General features: G+C 39.8%; 11 protein-coding genes. 8 read left to right on the top strand and 3 right to left on the bottom strand.

Annotated elements, in window-relative coordinates; genetic code table 11:
• Window positions 1-22 precede the first annotated feature (22 nt).
• On the bottom strand, window positions 23-1735 hold the full coding sequence (locus KTJ10_RS06810) for an AAA family ATPase (protein WP_262441648.1): 1713 nt from the start codon (window positions 1733-1735) through the stop codon (window positions 23-25).
• A 230-nt stretch (window positions 1736-1965) separates the two neighbouring features.
• Between KTJ10_RS06810 and KTJ10_RS06805 the strand changes: the two genes are divergently transcribed.
• Complete coding sequence (locus KTJ10_RS06805) at window positions 1966-3138, top strand: iron-containing alcohol dehydrogenase (protein WP_262441647.1); 1173 nt, start codon at window positions 1966-1968, stop codon at window positions 3136-3138.
• 194 nt (window positions 3139-3332) lie between these two features.
• Window positions 3333-4301, top strand: coding sequence for an alpha/beta hydrolase (locus KTJ10_RS06800; RefSeq protein WP_126645832.1), 969 nt, complete (start codon window positions 3333-3335; stop codon window positions 4299-4301).
• Here KTJ10_RS06800 and KTJ10_RS06795 read toward each other — a convergent pair.
• Window positions 4298-5488 carry a helix-turn-helix domain-containing protein gene (locus KTJ10_RS06795; protein WP_005068630.1) on the bottom strand — a complete coding sequence of 397 codons (1191 nt, stop codon included), beginning with the start codon at window positions 5486-5488 and terminating at the stop codon, window positions 4298-4300. The genes KTJ10_RS06800 and KTJ10_RS06795 overlap by 4 nt on opposite strands.
• Window positions 5489-5630: 142 nt before the next feature.
• Between KTJ10_RS06795 and KTJ10_RS06790 the strand changes: the two genes are divergently transcribed.
• The 5 genes from KTJ10_RS06790 (at window position 5631) to KTJ10_RS06770 (ending at window position 11915) form a co-directional block, all read left to right on the top strand.
• A complete protein-coding gene (locus tag KTJ10_RS06790; protein ID WP_002119354.1) occupies window positions 5631-7142 on the top strand; it encodes an aldehyde dehydrogenase family protein in 1512 nt (503 codons plus the stop codon).
• A 221-nt stretch (window positions 7143-7363) separates the two neighbouring features.
• Complete coding sequence (gene eat, locus KTJ10_RS06785; protein ID WP_206216563.1) at window positions 7364-8800, top strand: ethanolamine permease; 1437 nt, start codon at window positions 7364-7366, stop codon at window positions 8798-8800.
• 14 nt (window positions 8801-8814) lie between these two features.
• Window positions 8815-10200 carry an ethanolamine ammonia-lyase subunit EutB gene (locus tag KTJ10_RS06780; protein ID WP_005046422.1) on the top strand — a complete coding sequence of 462 codons (1386 nt, stop codon included), beginning with the start codon at window positions 8815-8817 and terminating at the stop codon, window positions 10198-10200.
• 10 nt (window positions 10201-10210) lie between these two features.
• Complete coding sequence (eutC, locus tag KTJ10_RS06775) at window positions 10211-11026, top strand: ethanolamine ammonia-lyase subunit EutC (protein ID WP_057062405.1); 816 nt, start codon at window positions 10211-10213, stop codon at window positions 11024-11026.
• 166 nt (window positions 11027-11192) lie between these two features.
• Window positions 11193-11915: a glutamine amidotransferase gene (locus KTJ10_RS06770; protein WP_262441646.1), complete on the top strand. Its 723-nt coding sequence runs from the start codon at window positions 11193-11195 to the stop codon at window positions 11913-11915.
• A gap of 426 nt (window positions 11916-12341) precedes the next feature.
• On the opposite strand, the gene KTJ10_RS06765 is transcribed toward KTJ10_RS06770, so the two are convergent.
• On the bottom strand, window positions 12342-14069 hold the full coding sequence (locus KTJ10_RS06765; RefSeq protein WP_017385407.1) for a glutamine--tRNA ligase/YqeY domain fusion protein: 1728 nt from the start codon (window positions 14067-14069) through the stop codon (window positions 12342-12344).
• A gap of 167 nt (window positions 14070-14236) precedes the next feature.
• Here KTJ10_RS06765 and KTJ10_RS06760 point away from each other — a divergent pair, with 167 nt between their 5' ends.
• Window positions 14237-14746, top strand: coding sequence for a peptidylprolyl isomerase (locus tag KTJ10_RS06760; RefSeq protein ID WP_002122280.1), 510 nt, complete (start codon window positions 14237-14239; stop codon window positions 14744-14746).
• The last annotated feature ends 6 nt before the right edge of the window (window positions 14747-14752 follow it).

Below are 14752 nucleotides of genomic sequence, written 5' to 3'. Positions count from 1 at the left end.
AAGTCATTAAGCCAATTAAACTTTATTCAATAAATAATAAAGCTAATCGAACCTGATCATATCCCATTCGAGGGCTGGTTGCTTCAACAATTGGTCTTAGTTTGATCGAACCATCATCAGAAAAATGATCCGGATTTTGGCGTTTTTTCAACTTCTTATAAATTTTACGCACTTCTTCGACCACTTCTTCACCAGGATGGGCAACCGAAATATCTAGCTTTTGTTCTTTATGCAGTCGAGCCAAGTGATTAATAATGGTTGCAGGTGTTAGACCACGTTCATGTGCAATATCTTCAATTTCGTAGCCTTCTTCAAACAATGCACGAGTTTCATCCAAAGTCGCTGAGGCGTAATTTTGCTTCTCGCCTCTCGCTAGTTTTTTCTCATTTCTTGAAATTTCAGTTTCATTTAAGGTTCCACCACAATGACGAATAAAGGCTTTATGTTGAGCCGTTAAATCGACATTAGCAAAATTATCTTCGGCTTCTTTAGAAAGTTCTTGAAAACGGCGATCAGCTTTTACCGCCAGACTATCTAACTCCAAAGCTTGTTCATTAAAACCTAATAATTTTAACCCTGTTAAAGACTTCAAACGTGAGAGCGCAACATAACCTTGCCCTTTTTCAAAGGTATGCATCAGGTTAATTTCAGCAGCTTCCAAAGTCATACCTTGGCTTTTATGAATGGTAATCGCCCACGCCAAACGAAGTGGAATTTGCTGGAAACTTGCAATGACTTTTCCTGCTTCATTTTCAATTGACCATGTTTCAGGCGCTACCAGCAAAGTTGTACCATCGGTTAATTTTACCTTTGGCAATAACCCATTTTCATCATCTTCTTCAAAACCGATCACCTCACCTAAACTTCCGTTGATATAACCCATATCAAAGTTATTTTTTACAAACATGACTTTGGCATGCTTTTTAAGTGTGAGTTCTTCTGGCGTACGCACTGAGGATTTTAAAGTTTCTAATAACTTTTCATTACCATCTAAAACAGCATTAAATTGATGCCCTTCATTATCAATTTCATTTAGGTGCTGATAATTGATATTGTCGACATCCATATTGTGTGTATAAAGACGAGTAAAGGTCTCACCAATATCATGCGAGCGTGATTGACGCAGTGCTTGCAAATGATCGGGTTGAATATTTTGCGCACGAATAGCGTTTAAAATCTGGTTAAGAATTTCATCGTCTTGACGGTGCTGTTCTGTTAAATAACATACGCGGAATTTGGCTTCGACCCATGCATCTGACATAAAGCAGAACTTGTCACGATTGGCTTCACCATTACGTCCTACAGGCGGCAACTGGAAGAAATCTCCAGCCACAATGACTTGAATACCACCGAAGGCTTCATCGCTTTCTTTAAAATATTTTAGAACTTGATTGACCAGATTAAGCTGTTTCGCATGTAGCATTGAGATTTCATCAATCACAAGAACTTGCGCATTTTCAAGGTGTTCCTTGAGATATTTACGCTCTTTCATGCGTTTTAGATCGTCGTCAGTTAACAGATCTTTAATGCCAATGCCAGCCCATGTATGAATGGTCATACCGTTCATATGTGTTGCTGCAATACCTGTAGAGGCCGTAATTGCCACAGGCACTTTACGTGCTTTTAGATATTGGATGTACTGATTAAGTGTATAGGTTTTCCCTGCACCAGCCGAACCGGTTAAAAAGACATTTTCACCTGCTTTAAGCAGTTTAAGCGCAGTTTCCTGTTTCATAATCTCATATGTACATCTTCAACAGCCCATAGCTTAACGATTTTCCCGAAAAAATTAAATGAATGTGCCAAACTTTCTAAAAAGCACATATAAATCAATAATTAAAAACAAAATAATATTTGGTAGGTTTTTGGTAGGTAGGAAAATAAACTTCACATCACAATACTAAGGCCATGGTGAGGCTCACCTGTAATAACAAACAATGGATTTATGGAAGAAGGAATCACTCCATGGCTTTTAAAAATATTGCAGATCAAACAAACGGTTTTTATATTCCATGCGTATCACTCTTTGGACCAGGATGTGCTAAAGAAATTGGTACAAAGGCACAAAACCTCGGCGCAAAAAAAGCATTAATTGTGACCGATGAAGGCTTATTTAAATTTGGTGTTGCAGATCTTATCGCAAACTATTTAACTGAAGCAGGCGTTGCAAGCCATATATTCCCAGGCGCAGAACCTAACCCAACCGATATTAATGTTCATAATGGCGTAAATGCCTATAACGACAATGGCTGTGACTTTATTGTGTCTTTAGGTGGCGGTTCATCTCACGACTGTGCAAAAGGGATTGGTTTAGTCACTGCGGGTGGTGGTCATATTCGTGACTACGAAGGCATCGATAAAAGTAAAGTACCGATGACCCCATTGATTGCAGTCAATACAACGGCTGGTACTGCATCTGAAATGACTCGTTTCTGTATTATCACCAATACCGATACTCACGTAAAAATGGCAATCGTTGACTGGCGCTGTACCCCACTTATTGCGATTGATGACCCGAAACTCATGATTGCAAAACCTGCTGGTTTAACCGCTGCAACAGGTATGGATGCATTAACCCATGCAGTTGAAGCATATGTTTCTACGGCAGCAAACCCAATTACTGATGCGTGTGCAGAAAAAGCCATCACGATGATTAGTCAGTGGTTACAACCTGCCGTCGCAAATGGCGAAAACATCGAAGCGCGTGATGCAATGAGCTATGCACAATATTTGGCTGGCATGGCATTTAACAACGCATCTTTAGGTTATGTTCACGCAATGGCGCACCAGTTAGGCGGTTTCTACAACCTCCCGCACGGCGTATGTAATGCAATCTTGTTACCGCACGTCTGTGAATTTAACTTAATTGCTTGCCCAGATCGCTACGCAAAAATCGCAGAGTTAATGGGTGTAAATACTCACGGACTCACTGTAACAGAAGCTGCCTATGCTGCAATTGATGCCATTCGTAAACTGTCTTCATCAATTGGTATTCCATCTGGTTTAACAGAGCTTGGTGTGAAAATTGAAGACCTTGCGGTGATGGCAGATAATGCTCAAAAAGATGCATGTATGCTCACCAACCCTCGTAAAGCAAATCATGCACAAGTTGTGGAGATTTTCAAAGCAGCACTTTAATACCGATGTAATGGCATATCCCTCTAGTAAGTCAAATCCCTCCGACCGTTGACTTACTTTTTTGGGAATACTTAGCTCCAGCGGTATTCCCTTTTTTTAGAATCTATACTCCAACCTTTTCCAAACCTAATTGACAATTCGCCCATTTCATTGAAGGATACTCTGCATGTCTTAATTACAATAGCTCGATAAAAATGAATACATCTTCAGCTAATCAAAATTATGTTCCAGATATTTTAGGTACTGGCTACGAACAGCTTACACTCAACCTTCCTAATGATTACGAAGGAGAAGTTGTAGCTACCTTAGTGCGTAAAAAGGCCGCTCAATCGACTCAAAAAGCCGTGCTGTATATTCATGGTTTTTTAGATTATTTCTTTCAAACCCAAATGGCTGAGCAATTCAATGCTCATGGTTATGACTTCTATGCACTTGATTTAAGAAAATATGGCCGCTCAAAACTGCCTCATCAAATTTTCTATAATGTGCTCGATTTAAATGAATATGATGCCGAAATTACTCAAGCATTAGAGATTATTGGCGAAGAACAACATACACAAGTTTTACTCGCAGGACATTCTACTGGTGGTTTAACGGCAACACTTTATGCTGCCCATCATCCAGATCATCCCCTCATTAAAGCACTCTGGGCAAATAGTCCGTTTTATGACTTTAATTTAAGTTTAGTCGAAAAGAAATTTGGTATTCCAATGCTCAGTCGAGTAGGAAAATATCTACCAAAAGTTAAATTTCCAAGCCAACTCAACAAATGGTACACCACCAGTCTTCACAAGCAGCTCAAAGGCGAATGGGAGTTCAACCTTGACTGGAAACCAACCTCTGCCCCTACAGTTCAGCTCAGCTTTGTACATGCGATTCATACGGCACAAAAAGAGATTCACCGTGGGGTTAAACTGAACGTTCCCGCACTGATTATGCATTCGCATCAAACTAAAAACCCAAAAAAATGGGGACCCGATGCAACTCAAAGTGACGTGATTTTAGATGTTAATGACATTGAAAAACATGGTAAAAAAATTAAAGGTGATGTCTCGGTTGTCTCTATTCACAATGGATTGCATGACTTAGTCCTTTCGGCCCAGCCAGTACGAGAACAAGTCTATCAACAATTGTTCCAGTGGCTGGATCAAAAAATTACTTAACTAAGCTTAGGTGAGTCAAGGTATTTCACCAGCAGTTGATGCGCAGGATGTTCACTTGGTAAAAGCTCCATAAGGCGCTCTACCGCATCAATTGCTTCAGGGAAATGAGCTAGATGCTTTAACAGTAAATCTGTTTCTTGGGTTTTAAAAATTGCATCGCTCAAGCGTGACTCAAGGCAATCGCGCCATGCACACAAAAACGGACTTTCAGTTTTTGCCAGAAATACACCTGTGTAAAGCTGTAAAGCAGAGGCCGCATATCCCGCATCGAGTGCTTGTTCAGCTTGTAAAAAATCGGCTTCAACATGCACAAGCAGACGATATGGGCGTGAACCAAGTAAACCACCCAAAATATCTCGTAGTTGAGACATTTCAGCTTTAAGCGTACCCATACTGACTTTACGTTCGCCATAGAGCGCCTGATAAAGATGCTCTAAAGTTAAACCATGCGGACATAGTGCCAATATGGTTAAAATTTCAATTTGACGCGGCGTTAATAATAAACTTTTGCCGTTAAATTTAACTTGTGGCGTCGAAAAAGCACGAATATGTAACTGCTGACGCTGCTGCTCTAGCAAAGCAGATTGAATAATGGATGCGCAACGTTCAGCGGCTAATATTCCTAAACTATTATGGTTCTTCCATGTGGTTGATAAATCAACAACACCTAGCGTTTGTTTTGAGTATGGATCGATAATCGGTGCGGCATAACACACCCAATCATGAATCGACTCCATGTAATGTTCGTTTGAAAAAACACAGCTTGATTGTTGAGTTTTTAAAGATAAAGCCAAGGCATTCGTACCAACAAATTCTTCACGCCATTGACCACCTTGTACAAAATGTACACGCTCAGCAGCACTTTGCATTTGTGCACTGGGTGCAGTCCAGATAATAGTACTGCCGATATCACCGACAGCAATTACCATTGAAGATTGCTCTGCAATATGACGTAAATCATCGGCACATTGGCTTAAAGCCATATCTAAAGCATTCTGTGAAGCAGTTTTTTTCTCGACTAATGGAGCAGCAAAACGCTCTTTAGGAATCGCGGCAGAGGCCGATCGTTCCCATGAGCTTGCAATACTTTGGCCGAGTTTGGCAGCGTTCTGAGGAGAGAGACTATTTTGCGTGCGCAGTTGATCAATCAACGTCCGTTGCTGCAATAAATCCTTTTTTGTGAACATTTGTAAATTCCTTATATATCCACATTTCTATTCCAACCTTTCTCCAACCTTCTTCTTTATATCCTAATTATACAAAGTACGAAAGTACCTACTGACAGGGTTCTTGTTAGTCTTTAGTCCTAAAAAGCAAAGGAATATTTATATGCGCTATATCGATCCAAATCAACCAGGCTCAAAAGTTCAATTTAAATCACAATACGAAAATTTTATTGGCGGTGAATGGGTGGCACCTATAAAGGGTGCATATTTTGATAATGTATCTCCTGTTGATGGAAAAGCTTTCACACGTATTCCACGCTCTAGTGCCGAAGATATTGAACTCGCTCTAGATGCAGCACATAAAGCGAAAGCAACATGGAATAAAGCATCACCAACAGTACGCTCAAATATACTTTTAAAAATTGCCGATCGTTTAGAAGCAAATCTTGAAATGCTTGCTGTTGCCGAAACTTGGGATAATGGTAAAGCGGTACGTGAAACTTTAGCAGCTGACCTTCCGCTCGCGATCGACCATTTCCGTTATTTCGCTGGATGTATACGTGCTCAAGAAGGCGGAATCTCTGAAATTGATGAAGATACCATTGCCTACCATTTCCATGAACCACTCGGTGTAGTTGGTCAAATTATTCCATGGAACTTCCCGATTTTAATGGCTGCATGGAAGCTTGCACCAGCTTTAGCGGCTGGTAACTGTGTTGTGATTAAGCCAGCTGAACAAACGCCAGTAGGTATTTTGTTGGTGGCTGAACTCATCCAAGATATTTTACCGCCGGGTGTACTTAATATTGTCAATGGTTTCGGTTCAGAAGTCGGCCGTCCTTTAGCTACCAACCCACGTATTGCAAAAATCGCATTCACAGGTTCAACTCAAACTGGACAAATGGTGATGCAATATGCGACCGAAAATATTATTCCAGTGACATTAGAACTTGGCGGTAAGTCACCAAACCTTTTCTTTGAAGATATCATGGATAAAGAAGATGACTTCTTAGAAAAAACACTTGAAGGTTTTGCTATGTTTGCCTTAAACCAAGGTGAAGTATGTACTTGCCCTTCTCGTGCTTTAGTACAAGAAAGCATTGCTGATCAGTTCTTAGAAATGGCTGTCGAACGAGTAAAACGTATTAAAACTGGTCATCCACTTGATACTGAAACGATGATTGGCGCACAAGCATCTTTGCAACAACAAGAGAAAATCTTACGTTGTATTAACACTGGTCGTGAAGAAGGTGCAGAGCTCTTACTTGGCGGTAGCGGCCGTAAAGAAGTAGGCGATGGTTACTATGTCGATCCGACTATTTTTAAAGGTCACAATGGCATGCAAGTTTTCCAAGAAGAAATTTTTGGACCTGTACTTGCTGTGACAACATTCAAAGACTTTGACGATGCAATTAAAATTGCCAATGACACCATGTATGGTTTAGGTGCAGGTGTATGGTCACGTTCAGCTCACATTTCTTATCGTGCTGGTCGTGCTATTGAAGCTGGCCGTGTTTGGACAAACTGCTATAACATCTACCCTGCACATGCTGCATTTGGTGGTTACAAGAAGTCAGGTATTGGTCGTGAAAACCATAAGATGATGCTAGATCATTATCAACAAACTAAAAACTTGTTGGTGAGTTATTCAACTAAACCAATGGGCTTCTTCTAAGTTTCGCACCAAGTTGATACCAAACTATCATCACTAGAAAGAAGTAAGGTCATTCATGATACAAGAAGCCAGTAATTTAGATTACTGGCTTCTTTATTTTGTACTGTTAGTTCTCAAGTTTTTACTATGTGGAATAAAAAACCGTCAGCTAATATTTAAAGCAATTTATTTAGGCATTGCTTTTGCATTAATTCATACAAACTAACTCGCAGGAGTATTGTATGAATCAACCAGAAACAGCTTCCGTTATTTCCTCAAAGACAGAAGTCTCGTCAGCAGAATATTTTGCTCAGCGTCAACTTAAACAAGGTACCGTTGGTTGGTTACTCCTGATTGGTTTAGGCGTAGCGTATGTGATATCAGGTGATTTTGCTGGCTGGAACTTCGGCATAGCCCAAGGTGGCTGGGGCGGGATGTTTATTGCCACTGCACTCGCTGCAATCATGTATCTGTGCCTGTGTCTTTCTATGTCAGAAATGTCCACCATGATGCCGACAGCAGGCGGCGGTTATAGTTTTGCGCGTGCTGCTTTTGGTCCTTTTGGAGGCTATTTAACAGGAACAGCTATTTTAATTGAATACGCAATTGCTCCTGCGGCGATTGCCGTATTTATTGGCGGTTATTGCGAATCTCTATTTGGCATTAATGGCTGGATGATTTACCTCGCCTGCTACGCCATTTTTATGGGTATACACCTCAAAGGTGCGGGCGAAGCCTTAAAAATCATGTTTGCCATTACGCTTGTCGCAGCAGTTGCTCTTGTTGTTTTTATTGTGGCAATGATTCCACACTTTAATGCACAAAATTTATTTGATATTACTGTTGGCACAGCAGCTGGTGCAAGTCATTTTCTACCTCATGGCTATTTGGGTATCTGGGCTGCAGTTCCTTTTGCTATCTGGTTTTTCCTAGCAGTTGAAGGTGTGCCATTAGCAGCCGAAGAAGCAAAAGATCCAGCCAAATCCCTGCCACGCGGTTTAATCGGAGCAATGCTCATCTTAACGGCCTTTGCCATGCTCATTTTATTCTTAGGTGCAGGTGCAGCGGGTGCAAGTACTTTACAAAACTCTGGCGCTCCCCTCGTCGATGCTCTGGTTAAAGTGTATGGCACCAATACTTGGCTTGCGACTTTTGTTAACTTTGTTGGTTTAGCAGGTTTAATCGCGAGTTTCTTTTCAATTATCTATGCCTATTCGCGTCAAATTTTTGCACTCTCTCGTGCTGGTTACTTACCTACTTCACTCTCTTTAACCAATAAAAATAAAGCCCCTTATCTCGCAATTATTATTCCGGGTATTATCGGGTTCTTGCTTTCACTCACCAAAGAAGGCGATTCACTGATTTTAATTGCCGTGTTCGGTGCAACCATTTCGTATGTGTTGATTCTTTTATCTCACATCAAACTACGCCTATCTAAACCCGACATGCCTCGTCCTTATAAAACTCCTGGAGGAATCTTCACTTCAAGCATTGCACTGATTTTAGCAGTCACAGCTGTGGTCGCAGGCTTTGTTGTTAATCCGAAAGTTTGGTTTATTGCTGCCGCTATTTATATCGTATTTATTGCTTACTTTTTATTCTATAGCCGTTATCATTTAGTGAAAGGTACACCAGAAGAAGAGTTTGCAAATATTAAAGCCGCAGAACAAGAACTATAAAAAAGGATGCAACTATGAGTTATCGGAATATTGTCGCCAATCAACAGTATCACTTTGCTGACTTGAAGACCTTGATGGCAAAAGCAACGCCGTTACGTTCAGGTGATGAATTAGCAGGTGTAGCGGCCAGAGATGCAACCGAACATGTTGCGGCACAAATGACTTTGGCCGATGTACCACTTAAAACTTTTTTAAATGAAGTTGTGGTCGATTACGAAACTGATGAAATTACACGACTAATTATTGATGAACATGATCTGGCAGCCTTTGCCCCTATTTCACACTTTACAGTAGGTGATTTTCGAAATTGGTTACTTGGAGAAGAAGCCACTGCTCAAAGTTTAAAAGCCTTAGCATCAGGTTTAACTCCAGAAATGGTAGCTGCTGTCAGCAAAATTATGCGCAATCAAGATTTGATTTATGTCGCCAGCAAATGCGAAGTGGTCACCCAATTTCGCAACACAATCGGTTTAAAAGGTCATCTTTCTACCCGTTTACAACCCAATCACCCGACCGATGATGTGCTCGGTATTTCTGCCAGTATTTTAGATGGTTTAATGTATGGCAATGGAGATGCCGTAATTGGGATTAATCCAGCGACAGATAACTTACATAATTTATCAGAGCTACTAAAATTACTTGATCATGTCATTCAGGAATATCAGATTCCAACGCAATCTTGTGTTCTCACACATATCAGCTCAGGCATTCAACTTGCTGAAAAAAATGTGCCAATTGATTTAATGTTCCAATCAATTGCCGGCACCCAACTAGCTAATGAAGGTTTTGGAATTTCACTCGATTTACTACAAGAAGGATATGAAGCCACACTCGCACTCAAGCGCGGAACCATTGGACAAAACGTCATGTACTTTGAAACGGGTCAAGGCAGTGCATTATCCAGCAATGCACATCACGGCGTTGACCAGCAAACATTAGAAACGCGTGCTTATGCAGTCGCCCGTAAATACAATCCGCTTTTAGTGAATACAGTCGTTGGCTTTATTGGTCCCGAATATCTTTTTAATGGCAAACAAATTATACGTGCAGGTCTAGAAGACCACTTCTGCGGCAAGTTACTCGGAGTACCAATGGGCTGCGACATTTGCTATACCAACCATGCCGATGCTGACCAAAATGATATGGATGTTCTCCTTACTCTATTTGGTGCCGCTGGCATTAATTTTATAATGGGGATTCCGGGTTCAGACGATGTCATGCTCAACTATCAAACAACATCATTCCATGATGCCCTCTATTTAAGACAACTCCTCGGTTTAAAACCCGCTCCTGAGTTTTCAGCTTGGCTTGAACAGCAAGGTATTTTTAAACAACAAAACTCTCAAATCTGTTGGGCAGACCACATGCCTGACCAATTCTCTCGTCTGCTCATGAACTAGGGAGAACCCCATGAAACTTAATCGTGATATTGAATATCCATCCTCTACCCATCAGGATCAGTGGGAAAAACTTAAACAATTTACTGATGCCCGCATTGCATTAGGACGCGCTGGTTGTAGCATCCCAACACGTGCCTTACTTGAGTTCCAGTTGTCTCATGCGCAAGCAAAAGATGCGGTTTATCAAGAGATGGATGTTTCCTACCTCTCGGAGCAATTAGCACAACGGCAGCTGCAAAGTCTTCATGTACAAAGTAATGCACCTAATAAAGAAATTTATCTTAAACGTCCAGATTTAGGCCGTCAGCTTTCAAACCCATCAAAAGAAGCCTTAATTAAGAAGTATGCAGAAAACACGCAACAGTATGATGTTTGTATTGTGGTCGGTGACGGTCTCTCCGCAAGAGCGATTGAAGCGAATGCTATCTCATTCATTACAATGCTGAATGAACAAATTCAGCAAGAAAACTGGAGCCTTGCACCAATTGCAATTGCGAGAGGCAGTCGTGTTGCTTTAGGCGATGAAGTCGCAGAAATCTTTAAAGCATCCATGCTTGTGATGCTCATTGGTGAGCGTCCAGGTTTAAGCTCTCCTGATAGTATGGGAATTTACTACACGTTGAATGCATATTCAGGCTGCCTCGATGCTAAACGTAATTGTATTTCCAATGTCCGTTCAGCAGGCTTAAGTATTCCAGTTGCAGTGCAACGGTTAATCGCTTTAATGAAAAAATCCAAACAACTTGGTTTCTCAGGAGTTAATCTAAAAGATGAGCATCAACTTTCAAATATAGATTTTGAAGAAACTCAAAAGCTATTATTTTAAGCAATGGAATATGCAAAGAGATTTATTGGAAAATAGATAATCCCTTGTATAACAATATTATCTTAACGAAAAATATCAATTTTCAGGTATTGACGATTTATACAGATATTTTCTTCTTTATATTTATCGCTATACTCCACCTATTGATCTTCTATGAATCATTTGTATGAACACAACAAACGCCTTCCCTAAAACTATTTATGCCATTCAGCATCTTGCTTTCGAAGACTTAGGTTCATTAGAAGATGTCTTTTATCAACTCGGATTTCGCGTTCGTTATTTTGAGGCAGGTGTAGATGATTTAACTGCTGCTTTTGCACATGATGGATTAACTATTATTTTAGGTGGACCAATCGGGGTTTATGAAACTGAAGATTATCCATTTTTAAAAGACGAAATTGCTTTACTTAAACAACGTCTAGCAGCAGATAAACCTACACTTGGTATTTGTTTGGGTGCACAGCTTATTGCTCATGCGCTTGGTGCAAAAGTATATGCAGGACATCAAAAAGAAATTAGCTGGGGTCCACTCAGCTTAAGTTTACGTCCTAATCAGGTATTATCTGCTTTGCTTAATAATGTCCATGTTCTACATTGGCATGGTGACACTTTCGACCTCCCTGAAAACGCGGTGTTATTAGCTAGTTCAGAGATTTATACCAATCAAGCATTTGAAGTTGGAAATAATATTCTCGCGTTGCAGTTTCATATTGAAACAACAGAAGAAAATTTTGAGAAATGGTTAATTGGCCATACATGCGAACTTCGTAATGCCAAGATTTCGATTCAGAAACTTCGCGAAGAAAACTTACAATATGCTCAAGCACTTGAACATGCTGCATTTGAGGTTATTCAAAAATTCTTAAAAAGAATTGGTTATAGTGGATAAACTATAAAGACTCGAATGTGAGCGAATATTAAATTTTACCATTTGGTATTATTGTTTGCTTATTTTTCAAACAAAGAGAGTGCTATATTCACCTTTAACAAACATTTAATAAAATTTTCAGTGTATTATTAATTTGTAACACAAAATATACGTTGATTTACTATGGATATCTGGAAATTTCTTAAAAGCTTTAATACGGTCAATACTTATTTATTGCTTTCATGTATTCTCCTTATAATCTTGGTTCTTTATTTTTATGTGATTAATCCAACCTAAGCTAATTTGCCAAGGATATTAATCATAAAGAAAAAGAAAATATGAGAAGACATCTAAATAAAAAGCCCAACTGAGTTGGGCTTTTTTATATCTGTTGTTTACTCACAACATGTTGTTCGTCTTGCGAAAAAGTAAGAGATAATCAATCTCTTACTTTTTCTCAGGCTTGAAGCTATCTTTCAAATCTAGAATACGGTTGAAAACCGGTTTCTCTGGTGAATGATCATATTGATCAGCGACAAAATAGCCTTCACGCTCAAATTGGAAACGATCTTCAGGATTCGCTTGTGCTAAAGCTGGCTCAATGACAGCTTGTACCACTTTTAATGATTCAGGATTAAGATTTGCCAAGAAGTCATCATCTGCATCAGGTGCGGCTTCAGTAAACAAACGATCGTAAATACGTACTTCAGCAGGAATACCTTTAGTCGCAGATACCCAGTGAATCACGCCTTTAACTTTACGACCTTCTGGATTCTTTCCTAGAGTTTCAGGGTCAATTGAACATTTCAATTCAATCACTTCACCATTTGCATCTTTAATGACTTCATCACATTTAATCACGTAAGCATGGCGTAAACGCACTTCACCGTCAGGAATTAAACGTTTAAAGCCTTTTGGCGGTACTTCTTCAAAATCTTTACGATCAATATAGATTTCCTTGGTTAAAGGAATCACACGATCACCCATATCGACATTAGGATGGCGAGCATGCGTAAGATCCATATCTTCAGGTAAATTAGTTAAAGTCACTTTAAGTGGACTTAAAACAGCCATACCACGTGCAGCAGTATTTTCTAAAGATTGACGAATACAGAACTCAAGCATTGCAACATCAACAATACCGTCAGTTTTTGACACGCCTACACGTTTACAGAAATCACGTAAGCCTTCAGGAGTAAAGCCACGACGGCGCATACCGACTACGGTTGGCATACGTGGGTCATCCCAACCATTTACATACGCACCTTCCACCAATTTACGTAATTTACGTTTTGACGTAATGGTGTAATCCACGTTTAAACGTGAAGATTCGTACTGATGTGGAACAGCTTTAGATTTTACTTTTTCAACAATCCAGTCATAAAACGGACGGTGATCTTGGAATTCTAATGTACAAAGCGAATGGGTAATTCCTTCAATGGCATCAGACAATGGATGAGCATAGTCATACATTGGGTAGATTTTCCATTTATCGCCAGTTTGATGATGCTCTGAATGTAATACGCGATATAAAATCGGATCACGCATATGTACATTTGTACTTGCCATATCAATCTTGGCACGTAAAACCGCTTCACCCTCTTTAAACTCACCGCTACGCATTTTTTCAAAGCGAGCAAGATTCTCTTCAATAGAAGCATCACGGTATGGAGAATTTTTACCTGGCTCAACAAAGCTACCGCGGTTTAACTTAATTTCTTCTGGAGATTGTAAATCTACATATGCATCGCCTTGTTCAATAAGTTGAACTGCCCATGCATATAATTGATCAAAATAACCTGATGCATAGCGTGGTTCACCATTCCAGTTAAAACCAAGCCATTTCACATCGTTAGCAATACCGTCAACATACTCTTGTTCTTCAGCATCAGGGTTTGTATCGTCAAAACGCAAATTACACAAACCATCAAATTCTTCAGCCACACCAAAGTTTAAGCAAATCGCTTTTACATGGCCAATATGTAAATAACCATTTGGTTCTGGTGGAAAACGCGTTACGATCTGCTTTGCACGTCCCGTAGCCAAATCATCAGTAATGACTTGGCGAACAAAATCTAAGCCAGCCTGTTGTTCTTGCTGCGCAGAATCGACAGAGGCATGAGTATTCGGTGTCGGGTTATTAGGCAGGCTCGAGACAACATCATTAGGCTTCATAGTGTATCAATCACTTCTTTGTAGATAAATTTCGAAAAATTTAAACGCTATCTTCATTTTTCACAAAGATTTTAACGTTTTTTACTTGCCTTGTAGTTTACAGTTTGCTTATGCTTCTCTCAACCAAAAACCCATGGTCATAAGCCCATGTTTAGGAGATTAATGTAATGAGTTTTCCTCAAGTCGAATTAAACACCAATAAAGGTCGTATTGTTCTTGAACTAAATACTGAAAAAGCACCAAAAACAGTAGCAAACTTTTTAGAATATGTACGTGACGGTTTTTATGACGGCGTTATTTTCCACCGTGTCATTGATGGTTTCATGATCCAAGGTGGCGGGATGGATGAAAACTTCAAAGAAAAAGCAACTCGTGATTCTATCGAAAACGAAGCTGACAACGGTTTAAGCAATGATGTTGGTACGATTGCTATGGCACGTACTCAAGCACCTCACTCTGCTTCTGCACAGTTCTTTATTAACGTAAAAAACAACTCTTTCTTAAACCATACCTCTAAAACTGCTCAAGGCTGGGGTTATGCTGTATTTGGTAAAGTTGTTGAAGGTATGGATGTTGTTGAAGCGATCAAAGGTGTTCGCACTGGCAACCGTGGTTACCACGCTGACGTTCCATTAGAAAATGTTGTAATCGAATCTGCTAAAATTATTTCTGAATAATTTTAG

The organism is Acinetobacter sp. WU_MDCI_Abxc222 (assembly GCF_025514755.1).
GTDB lineage: Bacteria > Pseudomonadota > Gammaproteobacteria > Pseudomonadales > Moraxellaceae > Acinetobacter > Acinetobacter geminorum.
The sequence above is the reverse complement of the archived record's forward strand: the minus strand, read 5'-3'. Positions and strand labels throughout refer to the sequence as shown.